Genomic DNA, 24539 nt, shown 5'->3' on the forward strand with positions numbered 1-24539 from the left:
TCAAATAATAAAATAAAATAATTTCAATATGCTGACTGACTAACGGAGGTGTTTAATGCATGAGCTTTAATCATGAATCACCCCTTTAAGGTATTCTTTATAAACACTTGCATTCCTGAAATTTGAGTGATAGAGGTATTATTTTTCTTTATCTAGTAGTGGAATTAATTTTACTTTGTTATCAGAAGCGACTTTGCGGATTTCTAGTTCGATGCCTTTTTCATCTAATTTACGGAAAGCTGCTTCATCTTTTTCATCAATGGAAACAGCATTGGTAATCATGTGTTTGCCTTCACGGAAAGCCATACCACCAATGTTGACGGTTGTAATATTGACTCCAGCTTCCACTAAAGTTAATACGTCTGTTGGGTTGGTGAATAGTAACATTACAGGAGTAGTTGCATATTTTGGATTGTTGTATACGCGAATCCCTTTTTGTACGTCTACAACGCTTGCTTTTACTCCAGGAGGGGCTACTTGCGTAAGAAGTGTTTTACGAACTTCATCTTTTGCTACATCGTCACTAATAACGATAATACGTTCTACCTGTGTTTCTTTTGTCCAAACTGTTGCTACTTGTCCGTGAATTAAACGGTCGTCAATACGTGCTAAGCGAATTTCCATTATAAATCGTCCTCCCCGACTTGTTTTTCCATTTTTGGTAATGATTTTTTTAGTGACTTAACACCACCAATTCCTGCTTTAAGAGCAGTTTCTACTAAATCTTTTTGATTACTTGCGGCGCGCATTGATAGCACTTCAAGTAACATCGGAATATTGACACCAGTGACAACATCCATATTTTCTGTTGGTAATGCAATTTGGCTTGAAGCATTATAAGGACTGCCACCAAATAGATCAACCATAAAAATAACGCCTTCAGAAGTATCCATTTTTTCTAGTTTTTCATTAAATTTGGTAATAAGCGTATCCGTGTTTTCTCCGGGGACAAAAGTAATAAATTCAACATTGTCCTGTTTACCGATAATCATTTCGGCTGATTTCAAGAGTTCACGTGCAGATTCACCATGTGTGCCAATAACAATTCCAACTGGCATAAGTATCTCCTCCTTAAAGCGTGGATATGAATCCTCCATTAATACTAACGCAATAACCATGCCAACTTTTCTGTATTAAACGACCTCCTTTGTAAATAGAAGTGTTCTAAGGCTTTTCTAAGCACTAAGTAGTAGTTGGCCGAGGTCTTGATACGCTATAAAATTACCTTAATACACTATAAAACTCTTTTCAGACATACATACAACCTTACCCTAAAAAACTAGCTAGAAAACTTCATAATAGCCATTTGTACATTATTAATGAAAAAATGAGCTAAAACAACTATTGATAGAAAATTCAACAGGTGTCTTAACTCGTATGAAAAGGATTATAAAATTACTTCTGGCTGGATTTCATTTAAAATATCATACAAATAGCATAATTCGTCATTGGTTAATTTTAAATTCATCTTATAAATAATTTCTTTGTTGGTTTCCTCAAGTGCCTTGAAAACAAGCGTATTGGTCATCGTTTTTGGCTCATGATAAGTCAGACCATCATTTAAAACCATCCGTTCGAGTGCGCAACCAACGTGAATAAGTAAATTGATTTTAAAGGTATTATCGAGTTCATAGCCGAGTTTTTTCTCAAGCACATTTGCAAAGGAACTTAAGATCTCGATGGTTTTCTTTGGATTCAAGTAGGTTAAAAATTCGTTTAAACTTTCCTCAATAATCTCTTTAGCAATTCGGCCAGTTTCACCTGTTTTTACAATGATATTGCGTTGTTTTACAAGACTAACTAGTTGTTCTTCACCGTCATCTCCAAATAGTCTTTCAAGTGGGATGAAGGGAATCTGGATTTTTGGATCTTGAATACCGACTGCCATAATAATATCGTTCTCTTCTTGTAACTGCTCAAGCCGGGTATCCATTTCGTGTAGACCAATTGGGATGACTTTAATTGCGTCCGTTGTAATAGTGTCTAAAATGTTTTCGATGAAAAGTTGGAGTTTTTCGGCTGTTCCTTCACCAGTTGCACAAATAGTAACGATAGCATGTGGTTTTGGGCTAGAATCAAGTGAATCATCTTCGGAAGTATAGCCACCGTAACCGCGGAAGTCTTTTAAAGAGTCATAAATACTATCTAGCTCCATCTCCAAAATATTGGATTTTCGAACCGCTTCAATGACTGTCGCTGTAGAAACCATATCAATCGAACGAACCGGAATTCCCGTACGCTCGGAAATCACTGGCGCAAAACTTGTGAGCGATCCCATGTCAACTAAAAGCAGGAGGCCACGCCCCATATCCATTTCTCGGGCACGTTCTGTTAATTTATCAAGAACAATTTTTGGACTTTGATCTAGTGGCATATCAATTCCTTCTACTAGACCCTCACCTAGAAGTTTTTTGGCTACACTGACCATGCTACTCGCAGTATTATTTCCGTGAGTTGCAACAAGTACAGCAACTCGCGCATTTTCTTGATCTTTTAAAAGCGAACTAATGAGTAGGGTTAAATACATAACTTCCATATTAGGTACGCGAATGTGAAAAGTTGCTTCGATGTCATCTTTAATTTCGCGCGAGAGTTCGTATGCTTCCGGTTGATCATTGACCACATTTTCGATATTCGTATATTTGAGTGGTTTATTGCTTTCAATTCGTTTAATAAAGGAGGTCAAATGGAGACTAAAGGCCAGCAGGAAGCGTTCATTCAGCTTTTTACCGAGTTGATGTTCAATTCTCTGCTCTACGCCTTCTGCAAAATTAAGGATTTCTTCATTGACAATTTTTAAAATATTTTCTCGGTTGTGAATGGTGTTTTTAAATTTATTATAAAAACTATTAAGATGAATATCAATATCCATTTTAATGAATTTTTTGATGTCATCATCTTCCACGCCTTGATCCATTAGTATGGATGCTTTATCTTCAATGATTTTATATAAGTTAAAGTTAGGCTCATATTCATCGGATGTAATCAAAGTATTGTTAAGTTCTGGGAAAATGGTTGTATAGGGCTCTAAGTACTCGGCGATAGCTTGAAGTTCTTTTCGGCGATTACTAAAGTGGAAGAATCCATCTTTAATGTTGATTGGTAAAGTTTTAAAATCAATCAAAATTTCATCATCTTTATCAAAACTATTCAAGAATCCTTGAGCACAAACAAGTTGAATATTAGATTTTAATTGACCAATATTTCCGTAAGTTGTGTTGCCTAGTAAAGCTTTTGCGGCTTCATCTTCAATCCTAATCGGTTTATTCACGCGGTGAGCTTCACTAGAAAGTAAGTATTTAAGTAGCTCGACACGCTCAAAAGCAGTTCGTTCTTCCAAACTGGGTAACGTAATAATAATTGGAATTCGGCGCATAAATGTTTTTAATAAGGAAGATTCCGGATTTTCTGTCGTTGCACCAATGATAAGCACATTTGATGTTCGCGTCCGATCTGTCTCGCCAAGTTTATTGTAAGTCCCAGAGTCCATTAAGTAGAAAATCATTTCTTGACCTTCAGGCGGTAGACGATGAATTTCATCCAAGAACAAGATACCGCCATCTGCCTTTTCAACAAGACCACCTTTGTCATTTTCGGCGCCAGTGAAAGCACCTTTAACATGACCGAAAATATGGGACATCAGAAGTTGTGGATTATTATAGTAATCGGCACAATTGAAAATAATAAACGGTGCATCAGTAGGTAAACGCTTAGCATGTTGCGAAAACCGATACATTAAATTGGCAAAAAGCGTTTTACCAACACCTGTTTGCCCAAGAATCATCGTATGTAGTCCGTTTGGTGGATAAAGGACAGCAGCTTTGGCTTGTTCGACAGGTGTTTTTAGACTATCATTTGCTCCAATTAAATCATCAAAAGGGCTTCTTTCCGCGATTTTGGGTTTAAGTAATTTTAAAAGAGCCTCACAACTTTCAAATTCAAGTTCAGTATCAGCTAAGTTACGGCCAATTTCCTCTTCAACAGCTTTTTTAGGTAAATATAGCACTGGTCGGCCAACGATTTTGATGATTTTTCCTTGCCTGTGAAGTTCATTTAATTCCATGCTGACATTATTTCTTAGAATGTCTAAAGTTTCTGAAATACGGGATGCAGTAAATCCTTCATTATTCTCAAGTTGTTCGCGAATCGTCATGGTAGAGGGATTTTCTAAAATAAATTCATAAATGCGATCAATACGCTTCATTATAATACCTCCATTTAGTGTATCCGAAAACGTTTAGTGTATTAAAACGAATTAATACACTCTTAAATTCTGTATTTAGTTTAGCATGCCTAGTGAAAAAGTCAATGATTATTGAATAAAAAACAAATTGACTAGTACTCTTGATAGTACTACTATAATAGAAGTAACAAATAAAACGAATGAGGTGTTCATATTGTCAAAAGTACTTTTTATTAAAGCATCACCACTTCCAAATGAAGTATCAAGAAGTTCGCAAGTAGCGGAAACATTCATGGAGGAATACAAAGCAAAAAATCCGTCTGATACAGTAGAAGAATTAGTTTTATATAATACGGAAGTTCCATTACTGGATTTAGAGTTAATGACTGCAGGTAGAGAACTACAAGCTGGAAAAGCCGTTACAGATTTAGCGCCAGAAGTACAACAAAGATTGAACGCGTATAATGCACTAACTGACCAATTCCTAGCAGCTGATAAATACGTTTTTGTTTTCCCACTTTGGAACCTTGGAGTTCCGCCACTTTTAAAAGCATATGTGGATACATTTGTGATTGCTGGTAAATCTTTCCGTTACACAGAGCATGGTCCAGAAGCTTTGCTAAAAGATAAAAAAGCGATTTTAATTCATGGTAGTGGTGGTATTTATTCTGCTGGACAAACAAGTTCATTTACTCACGGAGAACCATATTTAAAAACTATTTTGCAATTTATTGGTATCGAAGTAGCTCCGACAATTTTTGTTGAAGGAATCGATCACAATCCAAGCAAAGAAGCGGAAATCGTTGCAGCTGCTAAAGTGGTAGCGCGTGAAAGTGCAATTGGATTTTAAAAAAGTTTGTGAAAAAATATTAATAGACTGAAGTGTTAAGATAGTATTATCAACTATCTATACCAATAAATCCCCAAAAAAAGATTGCTAATCCCTTTAGAAATTGGTAAAGTAGAGAAGTAGAATTCATAGATAAAGTGCTGATTTCCTCGGCACTTTATTCTATTTAATTACTCGAAAGGGATGAATTAAGATGGTAGAGCAGAAAGAAGAATTGCAACGAGGACTGAAAAATAGACATATTCAGTTGATTGCAATAGGAGGAGCAATTGGTACAGGGCTCTTTCTAGGAGCCGGAAAATCGATTCACTTAGCTGGTCCATCCATCATGTTAGTTTACTTAATTATTGGGGCTATCTTATTCTTTGTAATGAGAGCTTTGGGTGAATTATTAATACATAACCCAACTACAGGGTCTTTCACAGAATTTGCAGAACAATATATTGGGCCATGGGCTGGTTTTATTACTGGCTGGACATATTGGTTTTGTTGGATTGTCACAGGTATTGCCGAAATAACTGCAGTTGGAATGTACGTCAAATTCTGGGTACCAGATTTACCGCAATGGATACCTGCACTGGCATGTGTATTAATTTTACTTCTATTTAATTTAGCAACTGTAAAAGCTTTTGGTGAAATTGAATTTTGGTTTGCTATTATTAAAGTAGTAGTTATTATTGCGCTAATTGTTATCGGTTTCGTGTTAGTCTTCATAGGCTACAAGCATGGAACAAGCACTGCATCATTTTCTAACTTAGTGGATTATGGTGGTTTTTTCCCAAATGGAATAGCTGGATTTTTACTTGCATTTCAAATGGCAACTTTTTCTTTTGTTGGAATTGAACTTGTAGGGGTAACTGCTGGAGAAGCAGACGATCCAGAACGAACGCTTCCAAAAGCGATCAATAATATTCCAATTCGGATTTTGATTTTCTATATCGGCGCATTACTTGTTCTGATGTCGATTTATCCGTGGAGTAATATTGACCCTAATACAAGTCCTTTTGTTAGCGTATTTACGATGATTGGAATCCCGGCAGCTGCTGGAATCATAAACTTTGTTGTATTAACAGCAGCAATGTCTTCTTGTAATAGCGGTATTTTCAGTACGAGCCGGATGCTTTATACACTATCAGCAGAAGGAAAAGCACCGAAAAAGATGCATCATTTAAGCTCCAACGGCGTACCAGCAACAGCATTAATCACTTCAACAGCATGCTTACTTATTGGTGTGTTTTTAAACTATTTCTTGCCAGAACAAGTATTTATTTTAGTTACAAGTATCGCGACGATTTGTTTTATCTGGGTTTGGGGCATTATTTTAGTAGCTCATTTACGTTTTCGTCACAAACACCCAGAAATTGCAGCTAAAAGTAAATTTAAAATGCCATTATCACCATTTATGAACTGGGTTAGTTTAATTTTCTTTGGAGGATTATTAATTATCCTTGGCTTTGCAGCTGATACGCGAATTGCACTCTTTGTAACGCCAGTATGGTTTCTTCTTTTAGCTATCGCATATCAAGTTTTAAAAACTTCCAACAAAAAGTCGAAAATTCGACATAATTAGTAAAAAGACGTTCATTCGCTAAAGAAAGCAGTTTTAGCAAATGAACGTCTTTTTTTATTCCGAAAAATTGCCGCGAAATTCTTTACAATTATAAAAAATCGTGTAGAATGATAGGTGTTTAGAGACTTTACCGTGCTTATGCATTTCGAGTGAGTACTCACTCATTTTTAAAAATGACTATTCATGTGAAGTTGTATACAATTGGGCGCTTATATGTGAACTTTTGTACATAATAATGAATGCGCAGTGAAAGGGATGATGTAAATGATTCATGCAGGATTAGACGTTGGATCAACCACAGCGAAAGCCGTAGCGTTGAACGACCAGGGGGATATTTTATTTCAAACATACAGAAGACATTATTCGGACATTAAAAAAGTAACATTAGAAATCATGCAAGACATGCAAAAAAAATGTGGAATGACAGAAATGACATTCAAAATCACCGGATCATCAGGACTAGCGATTTCCAAATTTTTGAACGTACCATTTGTGCAAGAAGTTATTGCATGTACAGAAGCCGTTGAACAAGTTATTCCTGAAACAGATGTAGTTATTGAACTAGGTGGTGAAGATGCGAAGATTATTTATTTCAGTGGCGGGATTGAGCAACGAATGAATAATGCCTGTGCTGGCGGTACGGGAGCTTTTATCGATCAAATCGCAACGCTTCTTCAAACAGATCCAACAGGTTTAAATGAATTAGCGCAAAATGCCAATACTATTTATCCAATTGCTTCAAGATGTGGTGTATTTGCTAAAACAGATGTACAACCATTATTAAATGAAGGGGCTAGAAAAGAAGATATTGCTGCTTCAATTTTCCAAAGTGTTGTGACGCAGACAATTAGCGGGCTTGCTTGTGGACGTCCCATTCGCGGCAAAGTAGCGTTTCTCGGAGGACCACTCACTTTCCTTGATCAACTAAGATATCGTTTTACAGAAACATTAAAAATGAAAGAAAGCGATATTATTGCTCCACAAAATGCGGAATATTTTATTGCGCTTGGAACTGCTTTTACAGGCCTAAATGATGTCCCAACCAAAGTAGAGGACATGATTAATCGTCTATCTAATATGGATATGACAACGATGGCAACTGATACAGTAATTTTACCTGCGTTATTTGAAAATGAAACTGACTTAGAAGATTTTCGAGCACGACACAATAAAATGAAAGCCAAACGAGCGAAGTTGGAAGACTATGAAGGCGATGCTTATTTAGGTATTGATGCAGGATCAACTACGACGAAACTTATTTTAATGAGTCAATCAAACGAAATTTTATACTCTTTTTATGCTAGTAATAATGGGAATCCACTTCAATCTGTTATTGACGCAACAAGTGATTTATATGAAATTTTGCCAGAAAAGGTGCGAGTTGCACAGTCCGGTATTACCGGTTATGGCGAATCGCTCATTAAAGCCGCACTGAAAATTGACGTTGGTGAAATTGAAACAGTTGCTCATTACCGAGCTGCTCGCGAATTTTTACCGGATGTAGATTTTATTTTAGATATTGGCGGACAAGATATGAAGTGTATGAAAATTAAAAAAGGAGCACTCGATAGTTTAATGCTCAATGAAGCGTGCTCTGCTGGCTGTGGCTCGTTCTTAGAGACATTTGCACAAACGCTAAATTTGTCTATTGAAGAATTTGCTGCCCGGGCATTGGAAGCAAAAGCACCAGTAGACCTTGGCTCTCGTTGTACCGTTTTCATGAACTCAAAAGTAAAACAAGTGCAAAAAGAAGGCGTTAGTATGGAAGATTTATCCGCTGGCCTTGCTTATTCTGTTGTAAAAAATGCTTTGCAAAAAGTAATTAAACTCCGTAGTCCAAAAGATATTGGTGAAAAAGTAATCGTGCAAGGCGGCACATTTTATAATGAGTCTGTCCTTCGAGCTTTTGAACTTTTGACTGGACGAGAAGTTATTCGACCAGATATCGCTGGGATGATGGGCGCATACGGGGCGGCACTAATTGCCCGGGAACACTATGAAACAGGCGAAGTAACAGAAATGCTCGTACTTGAAAAATTACGTGAATTTAGTGCAGAAACTTCACAATCACGTTGCAACCTTTGTAGTAATACATGCCAACTTACAGTAACTAGATTTGGTGATGACCGGATGTTCGTTAGTGGAAATCGCTGTGAACGCGGTGAACGTGTCGAAAAAACGCGCAACGTCTTACCAAATTTATATGCTTACAAATTAAAACGAACTTTTGATTATAAGTCCCTAAAAAAATCTGAAGCTACTCGTGGTACGATTGGAATTCCACGTGCACTTAATGTGTTTGAAAATTATCCACTATGGCACACCATTTTGACGAATTTAGGATTTCGAGTAGTCCTTTCTTCTAAATCATCTAAAAATCTATATGATAAGGGGATTGAAACGATTGCATCAGAAGCAGTTTGTTTCCCAGCAAAATTAACACACGGACATATTATGGATTTGATTAAGAAAAAAGCGGACCGAATTTTCTATCCATCAGTGGTGTATGAAAAACCAGAATTCGGTGAAGCAACGAATAATTTTAATTGCCCAGTTGTTGCTGGTTATCCGGAAGTTATTCGTGTCAATGTTGATGCATTAGAAGAGAAAAATATTCCAATGATTAGCCCGTTTTTAACATTAGATAATGAAAAAGCACTAATTAGCCAAATGAGCTTAGCCTTCCCAGAAGTACCTGCTGCAGATATGGAAGAGGCAGTGAAAGCAGGACTTGAAGAAGCAGAACTTTGTCGTAAAGATATACAGGAAGAGGGAGAAGCAGCACTTACTTACATTAAAAAAAATAAAATCAAAGGAATCGTTCTTGCGGGTCACCCATACCACATTGATCCTGAAGTAAATCATGGAATTCCAGAATTGATTACAATGAACGGAATGGCCGTCCTAACCGAAGATTCCATTTCTCATCTCGGCGAAATAGACCATAAACTCCGCGTCGAAAATCAGTGGAAATACCATGCAAGACTTTATCGTGCTGCTAGTTTCACTGCCAAAAGTGAAGATTTAGAGTTTGTTCAATTGACTTCATTTGGTTGCGGACTTGATGCGATCACCACAGATATGTGCCAAGAAATCATTGAAGGTCATAATAAAGTGTATACTTTACTTAAAATCGATGAAATTAATAATCTGGGCGCTGCAAGAATTCGTGTACGGTCCTTGAAAGCAGCGATGGAAGAGCGTGAAAAAAATAATGTGAAACCAACTAGGATGAAAAAACCAAAAGAGCGTGTTATGTTTACAAAAGAAATGAAGAAAACTTATACAATTTTAGCACCACAGCTAGCGCCGACTCATTTTGAAATGTTAGAAGCTGCTTTTAAAGTAGGTGGCTATAATTTAGAAGTTCTTCCAGCCGTTACGCCTCGTGCAGTGGATGAAGGTTTGCGTTATGTAAATAATGATGCGTGTTACCCAGCCATTTTGACGATTGGACAAATGATGGATGCTCTAAAACATGGTGATTATGATTTGAATAACTTAGCTGTTTTAATGACGCAAACAGGTGGCGGATGTCGGGCAACTAACTACATCTCGATGCTGAAAAAAGCGTTAGGTGAAGCAGGAATTGATCATATCCCAGTCATTTCTCTCAATGCAAATGGGCTAGAAAAGCAGCCAGGATTTAAATTAACACCGAAAATACTTGTTCGGCTCTTAGCAGGGATTAGCTTAGGGGATGGGCTTGATCGGATGCTTTACCGGACAAGACCTTATGAAGTAGAAAAAGGAAGTGCAAATAAACTATTCCGTAAATATTTGGATGCTGGCCGCGATTTAATGGAGAATTATTCTCTATCCGCATACAAAAAACTTGCAAACGAAATGGTGCAAGCTTTCGATCAACTACCAATAACAAACGAAGTGAAACCACGAGTAGGGGTAGTTGGGGAAATACTTGTAAAATTCCATCCGGGTGCAAATAATGATATTGTTGATGTTATTGAAGAAGAGGGCGGGGAAGCGGTAGTACCTGATTTGACTGATTTCATCTTGTATTGCTGCTACGATGATCATTTTGCTGCAAATACATTTGGCCGCTCGAAAGTAAAATCTTTCGCAAAACAAAGTGTCGCAATCCCATTAATTAATCAATTCCGGAAACCCGTTACAGATGCGCTGAAGAAAAGTGAGCGTTTTGAAGCTCCAGCTAGTATTGAATCCATAGCTGAAAAAGCAAGCCAGTTACTGTCGCTTGGAAATAAAATGGGTGAAGGGTGGTTTTTAACAGGAGAAATGTTTGAGTTACTAGATAGTAATGTGCCAAATATTGCTTGCTTACAACCATTTGCTTGTTTGCCAAACCACATCACCGGTCGTGGAATGATTAAGGGATTGAAAAAAATGTATCCAGAAGCGAATATCATGTCAATTGATTACGATGCAGGATCTAGTTCAGTTAACCAATTAAACCGAATCAAGCTAATGCTGTCGATTGCAAGAAAACAACTAGAAGGAACTGAAGTAGTTACTGAAAAAGAAACAAATACAAGATTTAACCCAAGAGAAAAAATTCTTGGCAAAGCAAAACAAGTTAGAGAGAGTGCCCCAGTTGAAATGATTGGCAATAAAGTCAAACAGGCTAGAGAAGCTGATCCAGTGGGCGCAATTGCTCAAAAAGTAAAACATGTCGCTTCCTCCACTAGTGAACATGTTCAAACAGATAACGATTAAAAAAGATTGTAAGCAGATAGGGAAACCTGATTGCTTACAATCTTTTTTTATTTTTTAGTAATCGAAGCAAATGTGCCGCGGATAATTTGAATTAAGTCAGCAGGAGCAATGACGATTTGTAAACCTCTTTTTCCAGCTGAAATTAGTATCTCATCTAAAGTCTCTGCGCTACTATCGATAAATGTAGGAAATAACTTTTTCATCCCAATCGGTGAACAGCCACCGCGAACATATCCAGTTAATTTTTCAAGAGTGCTCACAGGGACTAATTCACATTTTTTATTTGCGCTTATTTTAGCAATTTTTTTAAGATTTATCGTTTTATCCGCTGGAATACAAGCAACGATATGTCCGGTTTTATCACCAATTAAACAAATAGTTTTGAAAATGTGAGAGGGTTCATCACCTGTTTTTAACGCAACATGTATGGCATCAAGAGAATGCTCATTCCAAGCATATTCACGAAGCTGGTAAGAAATTTTTTGTTGATCTAACATTCGACAAGCATTTGTTTTCTTATTCACAATTCCACCTCGAGATCAGTCTATTTATGTACAATTTATGACACTTTCACTATTTCCATTGGTTTTTCTGCATTGTTTGGTTACAATGTAGAGGTATCTAAAAAGGAAAGGGAGATTATTAATGAAAAAAGGATTATTTAGCATGATTATGTTGCTTGCTATGATGTTAGTTTTAACAGCATGTGGAGCATCACGAGTTGAACCAAAAGAAGCAGGAGAAATTACTGTAAACTCTGTTGTTTACAATAAAGATACTGACAAAGTGAAAGATGTATACGGTGAAGACGGTACAGCCTTCGAAAAAGAATTCGAAACAAGTTTTAAAGAAAGCTTCATCAGTACTTTCAGCGCTAGCTTTTCTAGTGATGTTAACTTAGACAAAGAAGTAGACGAATTCTACAAAGCATTACGCAAGCAAGTAAACGAAAAAACTTCTTACACTACTAAAGTAACAAATGACGACAAAGAAAGTCCAGAAATTCAATTTGCAGTTAAAGGATTGGACATGAAAGGCGTTCAGACGGAATTAACAGAAGAATTAACAAAAGCAGTAACAGCTGATCCATCAATCGCAACAGATGATGAAAAAATGGCGAAGAAAACAATGGAAATTTATACAAAAGCTGTACAAAATGCAGATGCAGTATCAGAAACAAAAAATGTAAATCTTAAATTAACCGTAGATTCAAAAGATGATTCTCTTTGGAAAATGGAAAACGACATGGCCTTCATGCAAGAGCTAACTACAGCATTCTTTATGGGCGGCATGTAATAAGAACAATATTAACCAACAACCCACAAGTTGTTGGTTTTTTTATGCAATAAACGCATCTTTTTTTATTTTAAGACTAGCTTTATTATTATTTATGTATTATTATTGTAATATAAGAAATATATTTGAAATAAAAGGAGAACCTCATGAAAAGCAAAAAATTTATCGTACTACTTTGTTTCCTTATTTCCATTGTTGCAATTGCCATTGTTATTGTGGTTGGAAAAAATAAAGTCACTGCACTGCCGACAACGACACAAAAGTATGAATTGAAAACAGATACAAAAATCGAAACGGTGGAGTATAATTTAGGCAAAGGAATTTTCAGGAAAAACGGAAAAGCTGATTTGCCATATCAAAAACAAGGAGTACTGACATTCCCTAAAAATCAGAAAAATGTTCCTTTAGTCGTTATCATCCATGGTCGACATAATATTTCAGATATGGAGAACATACCTGAAGAAGAAAATTATTATAAAGGTTTTACTTATTTAGCTCAGAATTTATCTAGACAAGGATACGCAGTGATATCAATTGATGTAAATGCTGAACATAATGAAAAAAATACAGATGACGCTAAGGATTATGGTAACTCAGAAAACTTTGAACGCCTAATCACGATATACAAAGAACACATCAAAGGATTAACCAAAGCAGTTAATGGAGATACTGCTATTTATGGCTCGAATATAACAAATAAAATTAACCTCTCGGATGTAACACTACTTGGTCATTCGCGTGGCGGTCAAGGGATTGATTTTTTAGCAACAGATTTACAAAAATCAGGCGATGATTCTATTAAAGGTTTGATTTCACTAACCCCTTCTAAAAACTTAAAAGATGCACCTTATACGGATGTTCCACATGGTTTCGTTATAGCTGAATATGATCTGGATGTTAGTAATCTGGAAGGACAAGTTTCTTTTGATGAATTAAAAGCAAATAAAAATCGAAAATCATTTGCTAATAATGTTTTTTTACGAGGAGGAAATCACTATTATTTTAGTCGTAAATTAGATTTAGGAATGTCACAAAATATTCCTACTGATAACATATTAAAAAAAAATACGATTGATAGAAAACAGCATGAAATGTTTATTACTAAATATACAACAGAGTTTCTAGATGTTATTCATAATAAAATAAAACCGACTAATAACTTTAATGCAAGTAAAATTGCGCCGGCAAGTATGTATGGTATGAAGGTTATGAGTTCAATGTACGTATCAAATAGTAAGACAATTTTTTCAGCTAATAAAAAAACAAAAATTTCTACATCAGATGCAAAAGCGCAATATGTTGTAGAATCTGTCAATGAAAATGACAATACAGCAAGATTTTTCAAACATCCTATTGAAAGTGAATTTAATACTAACGGCCCCAACTTAAATCTGCTAAATTTAAAATGGACAAAAAAAGATGGGTATGCAACTATCCAAATGAATGATACTAATTTTAACGAGTTTTCAACTATCCGTTTTTCCATCGCTCAAGATAGTACAGATAAAATTAATCAAGCAAAAGATCAAGGGATGACGATTGTTTTTGAAGATAATAAAGGCAAGGAAGCAAAAATTGTCATGGATAATAAAACACCAGCACTAAACTATCTTTATGGTGTTGAATTTAAACTTTCAGAGACATCTGAATGGCTTGGTTATACCCCTTTAACCGATTTAAGAATTCCATTAGATTTAATTAAAGGGATAGATATGAATAAAATAGAAAGTATTTCTTTCTTGTTTAATCAAACAGACCAAGGATCGATTATGTTACAAGATATAGTTTTACAATAAAATAGAAAAGCAGCCGTAATGTAGTACACCCCCAAATTTAGACTATAGAATCTAAATTTGGGGGTGTACTACAAAATTTTATGGATGCTTTTTTGTTCCTAATTAATAAGGAAAGCCTATTCTAAAAATAATAAAGTCCCGCGACGATAAGAGCTGCTATCAGAATGCCAGGAACTAAATTTGCCACACGAATTTTTGTTAAGCCAAGTAAATTGAGACCGATTGCTAAAATCATAATACCACCAGTTGCCGTTATTTCACCAATAATTAGCGTCATTAAGTCTGCTGGGACAAATTTGTCAATTTGAGTGGCGAATAAGGCAATAATTCCTTCGAAAAGAAATACTGGGATAGCTGAGAGCATAACGCCCCAACCGAGCGTCGTACTAAGGAGAAGCGCAATAAAACCATCCATAACGGATTTGGTGAAAAGTACGTCATGATTACCACGAATGCCACTATCAAGTGCACCAATAATTCCCATTGCACCAATAACAAAAATAAGTGTCGATGTAACAAATCCTTTAGCGATATTACTTTTTCCGTTAGCTCCAACTTTTCGTTCAATCCAGTGACCAAGTTGATTGAGATGGTAGTCTATATTAATTAATTCCCCAATAACTGCACCAAAACAAATGCTTAAAATAACAATAAGTGAATTGCTCGTTTTAAAAGCCATTTGGATTCCGAGGACAATGACGGATAAGCCCATGCCTTTCATTACGGTGTCTTTTATGCGTTCAGGGATATTATGTAATTTCATGCCAATTATGGAACCTATCAAAATTCCAAGTCCATTAACTAGCGCACCAAGTAAAACCATTTTATTCCTCCCTTTTAAACCATAACTTTATTATACAGTAACATACTCGGAATTGGCACAAAAAAATCGAAGGAACTAAGTTGTCCTTCGATTTTTTTAATATTATTTTCCAGCCACAGTAAAACGCTCATTTAAATGGTTGGGTTTTTCGATTTCATCCACGATTGCAATAGCGAAGTCTTCCATGCTAATAAAGCTATTACCTTCACTGTTAAATAAGAGATGATTTTCCCCTGACTGATAGCTGCCAGTGCGCTCGCCAGGCTCAAACATTGCAGGAGGACTAACATAGGTCCAACTGAAATGAGATTCATTTTCTTTTAAAGTGGTTAACTGTTTGGCTTGTGCTTCTGCAGTTGGAAAGTACGGTGCTTCTTTTAGCCCTTTCGATTCAAGTAACGTATTTCCATCGTCGTCAATTTGAAGGCTAGCTGCACCACCTACAACAACAAGTCGCGGTGAAACGGTACCATTTAAGATTTTCATTAAATGCTTCAGTGAGGTGACATGTTTATTAGCTTCTTCTGGACTAACACCATAGGCATTAACGACTACATTTAAATCGGACACATCAGAAAGTGTTAAATCGAATATGTCTTTTTGTAAAATATTGATATCTTTATGTGTTTGCGTAATTTTCCCAGCATTCCTAACAATGGCTGTCACTTCATGGCCTCGATCTTTAGCTTCTTCTAAAATCCTTGAACCAGCTCGTCCCGTAGCACCAATTATACCAATTTTCATAAAAAAAGCCCCCTATTCATTTTTGTGGAATAGATTCTTGCTTGTTAGAAGAATTATTCCCGAAAGAGGGGACTCGAAAACATTTTTTAAGATTGTTCTTTTGCAGCTGCAGCTAATTGTTTGATTTTTGTTGCAGAATAAACATGTGAAATCGTGAAAATGATTAATGCGAGCCAGATGAATGCGAAAGCGAACAACTGGATATGATCAAAACTTTCTTTGAAAAGTAACACACCAATTGCAAGCATCAAGGTAGGTCCAATATATTGCAAGAATCCAACCATTGTATAACTGATTTTCTTAGCCGCAGTGGCAAAGAGTAGAAGTGGAATTGCGGTGACAACTCCTGCTCCAATTAAAATAATATTTGTGCTGGACGGATACTGCATCAAACCATTTGTTGCGAAAAATAATACATAAATCAATGCAAATGGCGTAATAATCATGGTTTCAAGCGTTAATCCAGTCCAAACAGAAACGGGAACAAGTTTTTTTATTAACCCATAAAGCGAAAATGTCACAGCCATCCCGATTGCTGCCCAAGGAACGGATCCAAGGTGCCAAGTTAAGATTAGTACACCGATTGTAGCCGAAATAACAGCAATAATTTCGCCACGGCTTAACCGTTCTTTTAAAATAACAGTCGCAAGTAATACGTTGACAAGTGGATTTATGTAATAGCCAAGACTTGCTTCGGTTACATGCCCGCTATTAACTGTATAAATGAATAAAAACCAGTTGCCTGTTACTAAAAACGCGGCAACAATAATCGCAATCAGCGTTTTTGGTTGTAGTAAAATAGCTTTCGTTTCCTCAAATACCATGGATGCCTTTCGTAAGCAGACAATCAAAAATAACATAAAAATAAAAGACCATAGTATTCTATAGGCTAAAATCTCCATTGGTGGAACATTTGTTACTAACTTCCAGTAAATCGGAAGGACTCCCCAGAACACATAAGCAAGAGCACCAGCCATAATCCCGCCTAATTGTCCATTTTGTTTGTTTTCCATAGTGATGTTAGCCCCCTTTTTAAGCAATAAACCTATTTTAGCGTAAAAGAGGATAGAAAGCTATATAAAAATGCGAATAGGCTAGGCTATTCGCATTTTCAGGAAATTATTTACTTGCTTCGATTTGGATGTTTAATTTAACTTCATCGCCAATTAGTACGCCGCCAGTTTCAAGTGCTGCGTTGTAGTTCAGGCCAAAGTCTTTACGGTTGAATTTACCTTTTGCTTCAAAACCAGCTACCATGTTGCCAGTGTTAGGATCTTTACCAGTTCCCTCATAGCTTACCTCCAGTGTTAGTGGTTTTGTTACGTCGCGAATAGTTAAATCACCAGTAACAACATATTCATCATCACCATCAGGAGTGATTTTCGTTGCTGTAAAAGTTACATTTGGATATTTTTCTACATTAAAGAAATCTTCACTTTTCAAATGTCCGTCACGTTGAGCTTGACGAGTGTCAACTGATGCTGCATCAACGGAGAAGTTTAATTTTGCGCTTGTTAAGTCTTCTGGATCCATTTCGATGTCAGCTGTGAAATTACTGAAAGCACCTTTTACTTTTGATACCATCATGTGTTTTACTTGAAATTCGATTGAACTATGCGCAGGGTCAACGTTCCATTTTTCTACTGTCATTTTTTCATTCCTCCAAATATGTTTTTTTATAAAAGCATTCTATTATAATCTAACCTATTTGGGCCTAGATTAAACCTAGTGAAAAATACTTTTACGAATAAGAAAAGCGTACTGCTTAACTGTTAATAAATAAACTATAACACACTTACTTTTAATAAGCAACTATAAAATCGTAATAAGTTTTATGTTTTTTTTGTAAATATGATTGAGTTTTCGTCCTAAAGTGCGTAGAATAGGTTATAAGAGGAGGTTGGATGATGACAAGCGTGAATACAGATACAGAAAACATTAGTGAACTTCTAAAAACATATTGGTCGATACAGCGAATTTCAGCGGGATATGCTGATCAAAATGCGGCTAGTTTGGGACTGACGCTACAGCAACTAGCGATGATCAATGTGATTTATGGGACACCCGGAATTTCAGTTGCAGAATTAACGAAACGTTTAATTATCACGGGAAGTTCAGCAGCAGCAAATATTGACGGGTTAATTAGCTTAGGCTTAGTAGTGAAATTGAACAAAACGATTCCGAATGATAGCATGGATTTAACCTTGAAACTTTCTAAAAAAGGGGAAGATTTGTCTAAACGATCTACTGCAAACGCATTTATGTACAAAGCAATGATCAAGGTTTTTGAGAATCTGAACGAAACCGAAGTGAAAGAATTGATTCGCTTAAATAAAAAAGTAGAAACCCTATTAAAAAAAAGTAAATAAAAACATCTCCTGTCATTCGGGCTAACTTGAATGAGCAAGAGATGTTTTTTTATTTTTTATCAAATTTACAGTCTTCTAATGGAATGACTTTGGTTTTATTAACAAATTTAAAGGATAACCAGAAAATAAGGAAGATAGGTAAGCCGATATAAGAGATACCAATTTTTTGCCACCAAGCAGGATTAGCAAACTGTGGTTCTAAAAAAGCCGCATAGTCTTGACCGACGATAACCAAAATGCATAAAACTAGGGCAAGAATAGGACCAAATGGGAAAAATTTTGCTCTATATTTAAGTTCATTTAAATCATGCCCTTGTTTTATGAACGCCTTTCGGAATCGGTAATGGCTGATAGCAATACCAACCCAAGCGATAAAACCAGTTAAGCCAGATGCGGACAATAACCAAGTATAGATAACTGTTCCATTCTCAGTCAAAGTAGTAATAAAGGTCATTGCTCCAATAATAGTTGTTACAATTAAAGCTGCCATTGGAATCCCACGTTTGTTGACATTTCCTAAGAAGCGTGGTGCTTTTTTGTCACGCGCCATTGCCCAGAGCATTCTAGTGGAAGCATACAAGCCAGAGTTACCAGCCGATAGCACGGATGTAAGAATGACAGCATTCATCACTGATGCAGCAAAAGCAAGTCCAGCTTTTTCAAAAACAAGTGTAAAAGGGCTAATAGCAACATCTGTCGCATCCGCACTTAGTAAATGCGGGCTTGTATAAGGAATAATCATTCCAATAATGAAAATCGCGAAAATATAGAATAATAATATCCGCCAGAAAACTTGTTTAATCGCTTTTGGAACACTTTTTTCTGGGGTAGCACTTTCACCAGCAGCAATCCCAACCATTTCAGTTCCTTGAAAAGAAAAACCAGCAATTAAAAAGGTTCCAAGGATAGCGAAGAAACCACCTTTGAATGGTGCATCTCCAGCTGTGAAATTAGAAAAGCCAATGAATTCTCCACCAAGAATTCCAACAATCGTTAGCAAACCTACAATAAGGAAAATAATCACAGTGGCAACTTTGATAATGGAGAACCAATATTCAGACTCACCATAAGCTTTCACAGATAAAGCATTTAGGCCAAAGATGAGGATTAAAAATATTGCGCTCCACAACCATGCAGGAGTGTTTGGTAGCCAAAATTGAACAATGATAGCTGCTGTTGAAATATCGACTGCAAGTGTGATTGCCCAGTTAAACCAGTAATTCCAACCAAGCGCAAATCCAAAAGCAGGATCAACAAAACGAGTAGCATATGTACTAAACGATCCTGATACTGGCATATAGGTAGCCATTTCACCTAAACTAGTCATTAAAAAGTAAACCATAATTCCAATAGCGATATAGGCGACGAGTGCGCCACCAGGACCTGCAGTATGAATAGCATTCCCGCTCGCTAAAAATAACCCGGTTCCGATAGAACCACCGATAGCAATCATAGATAGGTGTCTCGTTTTTAAGTCACGTCGAATTTCGCCGTGTGTTTCTTTTTCCAAAATACATCTTCCTTTCTGTCTTCAGATGAAAGTGCACAAAAACAGCCAATCTGCGAGAAATTGGCTGTTACATATTTTACCAACATCTTGATTGTCAGATAGCACATCTATAAGAAATTTCGACAAATTCTTATAGCAGTCCAGCACCTTTTGGCAACTGTCCCAACAACTATTCTTGAACAAAGAGAGAATAGTCACTTCGGCAATCATCCTGTTCATTTTTTGTCATGGGCGTCTTTGTTTCGCCTCAAAAAAAGTACTAGTGAATCTTGCAACCTCTACCTCACCATTTGGATGAGGGTTTATATTTGATTATTTACCCATAATAACGGAAAAAGAGTAATTTGGCAATAGCATATTTTCAGTAATATTGTAGGGCTTCTTTGATGGTGCTATAAGTTGTTAAGGATGACAAGTTTTCTTCATAGCGGATTAAAGTCATCGCAAATTTAGGTGAAATGCCGGTGATTATTAGCTCCACGCCAGTTAATTTCATAAAGCCATGAAACTTCACAAGATTCATCACAGCATCTTCATTAAATTCAGCTAGACCAGAAAGATCCATAATTAAGTAATCTTCTTTGCCATTATCCATATACTCACTTACATACTCAGACATGTTTTGGAGTCGGTCGTTGGTTAATGAGCCAATCAAAGGCAAGACACAAATATTATCTTTAATTGGGACAATTGGTGTGGAAAGCTTTTCGATTTCTCGTAATGATTTTTCAAGTTCAAGCTGGTAGTTGTGCTCGGTTGTAATGTCTTTTTGAATACCAACAAAATATAAATGATTATTATCATCATAAATCGGTTCAATTGTAAGTTCATTCATGAAAGAACTACCATCTTTGCGATAATTTTTTAGTAAAGCGTTGGCGGTTGTTTTGTTATGAATAGCATAGCGAACTTTTTCAATCTCATTTTTATTGGTATCTTCCCCTTGTAAGAAATGACAATTAGAGCCTAGTGCATCTTCTTTCGTGTAACCGGTAATATTTTCGAAGCCCGTGTTCACAAAAATAATTGGATTGTTTTTTTGCTCGGCATCAGTAATAATAACCCCTACGCTAGATAAATTTAATGCTTCTAAAATAATATCAAATTTTGGATAAGCAGCCATCTGCGTGATTCTCCCCCTTTGTAAATACATCTCTATCATAACACGGTAACGCATGAAATCCCAATGTCTAATTTGTGAATAAAGTCGGGTCAAAACAGCTAAAGAGAAATAAAATAAAAATCGATGTATAATAGAATAAGAGGTGATGAGTTATGTTTATTACATTTACAAATAGCGCCCAAAAACGGCTGGCTGCATTACGGTCTGGGTTTTCAGGACAACTACATCTGTATTATGACACGGAGGGCTGTTCATGTGAAAACAGTGGTATTTTTACACTTCGATTAGTAGAAGAACGTACGAAAGAAGATGATGAAATTGAGTCAAACATTGGTCCGATTTTAATTAAACGTTGGACGGAGATGTTTTTAGAAGATGAGCTGACGATTGATTATAATGATATAGAAAAAACAATGATGTTAAAAAGTGATGGACAGTACTATAATCGTAATTTGTTGCTCGTAACTGATGAAGATAGAGTAATTAGCTGTCCAATTGGAGCAAACTAATATTTTGGAATTAGAACCTAGGATGAATCGCTATCCTAGGTTTTTTGATGAAAATCTCATGAGAATGTGGTAAAACTTTAGACATATAGTGACACTGGCTTCTGATTTGTAGTAACATGGAATAGGGAAGTTTTACATATGGAAGGAGTGTCATGATGGAACAACCATCAGTAGATGAGCTGAAGAACTGGCGAAATGTTATGCTTCTTCATCGTTTTGCTTTAGAAGAAGTAAACACGAAACTTAAAATATTAAATGAAGAATTTCAATTTATTCATGATTATAATCCAATGGAACACTTGAAGTCTCGGGTAAAATCATTAGAGAGCATTGGTGCAAAACTGGAAAAGAAAAATTTGGATATCACACCAGAAAATGCCTTAAAGCATGTCCATGATATTGCGGGAATCCGAATTACTTGTTCTTTTGTAACTGATATTTTTAGAATTCATGAAATGCTTGCAGGTCAAAATGATATTACGATTTTACGAGTTAAAGATTATGTGACGAATCCTAAACCAAATGGCTACCGAAGTTTACATTTACTTTGTGAGGTACCTGTTTTTTTAACGAATCGTTCCGAGAAAATGACCGTAGAAATTCAAATTCGGACTGTTGCGATGGATTTTTGGGCGAGTTTGGAGCATAAGATTTACTACAAATATCAACAAGAAGCGCCAGCTGAATTAGTCAAAGAATTGCAAGATGCTGCGAGAATAATCACCCACTTAGATGAGAAAATGAAAAACTTAAATGATCAAATTGACCAGTATAAAAAAGAGAAAGAAAAATAAATATAGAACAGCTTTATTTCTTTGTATGACTAATTAATATAAAGAAATAAAGCTGTTTTATATTTGCGGGATGGTTCATTTTGCTTCATAATTATATAGGAGAAAAAACGAAAGGGGACGTATACATAGTGGAAATATTTTTATATGTTTTAGCACTACTTGTGGCTATTTTTATTTCTAATTTACTTAATCGTTTTGTGCCCTTTGTATCGGTGCCACTAATTCAAATTGGTTTAGGTGTAATGATTGCTCTTATGCCAATTACGTTCGATTTGAAATTAAATCCAGAGCTTTTCTTGGTAATGTTTATTGCACCTTTATTATTTAATGATGGCAGACGAACGGATAAGAAAGCGTTATGGGGAATGCGAATGCCAATTTTGGTTTTGGCACTCGGTCTCGTATTTGCGACTGTTGTTGTTATTGGCTACTTTGTTAACTGGATGATTCCAACGATTCCACTGGCAGCAGCATTTGCCTTGGCAGCAGCACTTGCGCCAACTGATGCTGTAGCCGTGAGCTCACTTTCCGGGCGAATTAATTTACCTAAACGGATTATGAATTTACTGGAAGGTGAAGCACTTATTAATGATGCTTCAGGCTTGGTTGCTTTCCAATTTGCAATTGCAGCGATGGTGACGGGAGTATTCAGCTTATTAGATGCTAGTGTTAGCTTTTTTGTAATTGCTATTGGTGGTGTTTTAGTTGGACTTGTACTCAGTTGGTTGAAATTCAGGTTTTTGAAGTGGGTTCGTGGGCTTGGGATGGAAGATGTTACTTTCCATATGCTTATCCAGATTTTGACACCATTTATTATTTATTTAGCAGCAGAAGAATTACATGTTTCTGGGATACTGGCTGTAGTTGCTGCAGGGATCATGCACTCAATGGAACGCAAGAAAATGGATCCGCAATCAGTTAAACTCAATATTGTATCTCAGAGTACTTGGTCAGTTATTATCTTTGTACTAAATGGGTTAGTATTTTTACTCTTAGGCACGCAACTTCCTTCTATTATAGAGGTGGTTTGGAATGATTCGGGTATTAGTAATTTGCAAGTGATTGCCTATATCTTATCAATTACAGCTGCTTTAATATTACTTCGGTTTGTTTGGGTTTATCTGTCATGGAATATTGGTGCGAAAAAACGTGAAAAACAAAACAAAAAAACAACCCGTCCGAAACTGCGACCAGTTTTGCTTACTTCTTTATCCGGGGTTCGCGGGGCAGTAACGCTAGCCAGTGCGCTTGCAATTCCATTTTTTCTTGATGACGGAACACTTTTCCCGCAAAGAGCTTTGATTATTTTCTTAGCATCAGGGGTAATCCTTTGTACACTTATCATTGCCACTTTCATTTTACCACTTTTAGCAAAAAATGAAGAAGTGACGACGGAAGATGAGCGAGCAGAGAAAGCGACGCGGATTCGGATTTTGCGGAATGTTATTAGGGAACTGAAAGAACAGACTTTACCTGAAACGAAAGCTGCAACGGATGAAGTGATTGAAGACTATAGAAGACGTATCTATGATTTGCAACATGATAATAATACCAATAGAGCGATGGATGAACGAGAGCGCGAAAAACGGTTAGAAATTATTGAATGGCAACGTGCTAACACGCAAAAAATGGCAGACAATGGGGAACTTGTAGCAACCGACAGTTACAGGTACCAACATTACTTAAATATGTTAGAGCAGGCAATCAAACAACGATTCCGCACAAAAATTAAAACGGCTTGGTTGTTTGTTCAGCGATTTATTATGCTCATTATCCGTCCAAAAAAATGGCGTAAAATTAGACATAAAATGAAAAAAGGTATTTCTAAAGATAACGAACGTTTCCAAGCAATTCGCAAGTTAAGAGAAGAAAATGAAATACTAGTTATTCAAAAACTAAAAGATCAACTCACCGAAGAAAATGCAGATCTCATCGGACCACTTATTACCGAGCATACGATGTTCTTAGAGCGAGTGAGAAATGATCAAGCGTTATCGCGTGGGAAACAAGCAAAATCCGAACAGAAAAAACGAGAAGTCCAAATAGTTGCCTTCCAAACAGAACGTGATATTATTCAACATCTTTTCGAAACAGGTGGAATTTCAAGAGACTTAGCCCGGGAACTCCGCCAAAACCTAAATATGATTGAGACTTATTTGTACGATGATTTCTTAGCAACGGATTAAGCTAGTAAAATAAGCTTCACAGACTTTAAAAAGTTTGTGGAGTTTTTTAGCTTTTATAAAGTATATAATAAATTGAAATGATTATGGAAAA

The 24539-nt window shown here is 36.3% G+C and carries 19 protein-coding genes and 1 riboswitch; of the genes, 9 read left to right on the forward strand and 10 right to left on the reverse strand.

The window, feature by feature from the left end:
- Positions 1-138: 138 nt before the first annotated feature.
- The 3 genes from JL53_RS04525 to JL53_RS04535 form a co-directional block, all read right to left on the reverse strand.
- Entirely contained in the window at positions 139-624 is a 486-nt protein-coding gene (locus JL53_RS04525; RefSeq protein ID WP_003718938.1) for a mannose/fructose/sorbose PTS transporter subunit IIB, read from the reverse strand.
- On the reverse strand, positions 624-1058 hold the full coding sequence (locus JL53_RS04530; protein WP_038406903.1) for a mannose/fructose/sorbose PTS transporter subunit IIA: 435 nt from the start codon (positions 1056-1058) through the stop codon (positions 624-626). Before JL53_RS04530 ends, JL53_RS04525 begins: the two co-directional genes overlap by 1 nt.
- Before the next feature lie 329 nt (positions 1059-1387).
- Positions 1388-4204, reverse strand: a complete 2817-nt coding sequence (locus tag JL53_RS04535) for a sigma-54-dependent transcriptional regulator (protein ID WP_038406904.1) — start codon at positions 4202-4204, stop codon at positions 1388-1390.
- 193 nt (positions 4205-4397) lie between these two features.
- On the opposite strand from JL53_RS04535, the gene JL53_RS04540 reads away from it, so the two are divergent.
- The 3 genes from JL53_RS04540 (at position 4398) to JL53_RS04550 (ending at position 11298) form a co-directional block, all read left to right on the forward strand.
- Positions 4398-5033 (forward strand): FMN-dependent NADH-azoreductase, encoded by a 636-nt coding sequence (locus tag JL53_RS04540; protein WP_003718941.1) that lies wholly within the window; start codon positions 4398-4400, stop codon positions 5031-5033.
- A 193-nt stretch (positions 5034-5226) separates the two neighbouring features.
- Positions 5227-6603 carry an amino acid permease gene (locus JL53_RS04545; RefSeq protein WP_038406905.1) on the forward strand — a complete coding sequence of 459 codons (1377 nt, stop codon included), beginning with the start codon at positions 5227-5229 and terminating at the stop codon, positions 6601-6603.
- A 264-nt stretch (positions 6604-6867) separates the two neighbouring features.
- Positions 6868-11298: a 2-hydroxyacyl-CoA dehydratase gene (locus JL53_RS04550; RefSeq protein ID WP_003718943.1), complete on the forward strand. Its 4431-nt coding sequence runs from the start codon at positions 6868-6870 to the stop codon at positions 11296-11298.
- Between the two features lie 47 nt (positions 11299-11345).
- On the opposite strand, the gene ybaK is transcribed toward JL53_RS04550, so the two are convergent.
- A complete protein-coding gene (gene ybaK, locus JL53_RS04555; protein ID WP_038406906.1) occupies positions 11346-11822 on the reverse strand; it encodes a Cys-tRNA(Pro) deacylase in 477 nt (158 codons plus the stop codon).
- A 121-nt stretch (positions 11823-11943) separates the two neighbouring features.
- On the opposite strand from ybaK, the gene JL53_RS04560 reads away from it, so the two are divergent.
- Positions 11944-12594, forward strand: coding sequence for a DUF5105 domain-containing protein (locus JL53_RS04560; RefSeq protein ID WP_038406907.1), 651 nt, complete (start codon positions 11944-11946; stop codon positions 12592-12594).
- 146 nt (positions 12595-12740) lie between these two features.
- Positions 12741-14390 carry an alpha/beta hydrolase gene (locus JL53_RS04565; RefSeq protein WP_038406908.1) on the forward strand — a complete coding sequence of 550 codons (1650 nt, stop codon included), beginning with the start codon at positions 12741-12743 and terminating at the stop codon, positions 14388-14390.
- A 121-nt stretch (positions 14391-14511) separates the two neighbouring features.
- On the opposite strand, the gene JL53_RS04570 is transcribed toward JL53_RS04565, so the two are convergent.
- The 4 genes from JL53_RS04570 to JL53_RS04585 form a co-directional block, all read right to left on the reverse strand.
- Entirely contained in the window at positions 14512-15213 is a 702-nt protein-coding gene (locus tag JL53_RS04570) for a DUF554 domain-containing protein (RefSeq protein WP_003718960.1), read from the reverse strand.
- A gap of 102 nt (positions 15214-15315) precedes the next feature.
- Complete coding sequence (locus JL53_RS04575; protein ID WP_038406909.1) at positions 15316-15957, reverse strand: NAD(P)-dependent oxidoreductase; 642 nt, start codon at positions 15955-15957, stop codon at positions 15316-15318.
- Between the two features lie 86 nt (positions 15958-16043).
- A complete protein-coding gene (rarD, locus tag JL53_RS04580; RefSeq protein WP_038406910.1) occupies positions 16044-16970 on the reverse strand; it encodes an EamA family transporter RarD in 927 nt (308 codons plus the stop codon).
- Between the two features lie 106 nt (positions 16971-17076).
- Positions 17077-17607, reverse strand: coding sequence for a YceI family protein (locus JL53_RS04585; protein WP_038406911.1), 531 nt, complete (start codon positions 17605-17607; stop codon positions 17077-17079).
- Between the two features lie 257 nt (positions 17608-17864).
- Between JL53_RS04585 and JL53_RS04590 the strand changes: the two genes are divergently transcribed.
- Positions 17865-18326, forward strand: coding sequence for a MarR family winged helix-turn-helix transcriptional regulator (locus JL53_RS04590; protein ID WP_038406912.1), 462 nt, complete (start codon positions 17865-17867; stop codon positions 18324-18326).
- Positions 18327-18375: 49 nt separating this feature from the next.
- On the opposite strand, the gene JL53_RS04595 is transcribed toward JL53_RS04590, so the two are convergent.
- Positions 18376-19836 (reverse strand): amino acid permease, encoded by a 1461-nt coding sequence (locus tag JL53_RS04595; RefSeq protein ID WP_003718966.1) that lies wholly within the window; start codon positions 19834-19836, stop codon positions 18376-18378.
- A 91-nt stretch (positions 19837-19927) separates the two neighbouring features.
- A riboswitch (Lysine riboswitch) is annotated at positions 19928-20125 on the reverse strand.
- 72 nt (positions 20126-20197) lie between these two features.
- The gene (gene ytvA, locus JL53_RS04600) at positions 20198-20959 is read right to left on the reverse strand and encodes a YtvA family blue-light photoreceptor (RefSeq protein ID WP_038406913.1); all 762 of its coding nucleotides are present in this window, start codon (positions 20957-20959) and stop codon (positions 20198-20200) included.
- A gap of 152 nt (positions 20960-21111) precedes the next feature.
- On the opposite strand from ytvA, the gene JL53_RS04605 reads away from it, so the two are divergent.
- The 3 genes from JL53_RS04605 to JL53_RS04615 all read left to right on the forward strand — a co-directional run bounded on the left by JL53_RS04605 (position 21112) and on the right by JL53_RS04615 (position 24448).
- A complete protein-coding gene (locus JL53_RS04605; protein WP_003718968.1) occupies positions 21112-21468 on the forward strand; it encodes an iron-sulfur cluster biosynthesis family protein in 357 nt (118 codons plus the stop codon).
- A 155-nt stretch (positions 21469-21623) separates the two neighbouring features.
- Positions 21624-22262, forward strand: a complete 639-nt coding sequence (locus JL53_RS04610; RefSeq protein ID WP_003718969.1) for a GTP pyrophosphokinase — start codon at positions 21624-21626, stop codon at positions 22260-22262.
- A gap of 128 nt (positions 22263-22390) precedes the next feature.
- Positions 22391-24448 carry a Na+/H+ antiporter gene (locus tag JL53_RS04615; protein ID WP_038406914.1) on the forward strand — a complete coding sequence of 686 codons (2058 nt, stop codon included), beginning with the start codon at positions 22391-22393 and terminating at the stop codon, positions 24446-24448.
- Positions 24449-24539: the final 91 nt, after the last annotated feature.

The sequence above is a fragment of the Listeria ivanovii subsp. londoniensis genome (assembly GCF_000763495.1).
GTDB classification, from domain to species: Bacteria; Bacillota; Bacilli; order Lactobacillales; family Listeriaceae; genus Listeria; species Listeria londoniensis.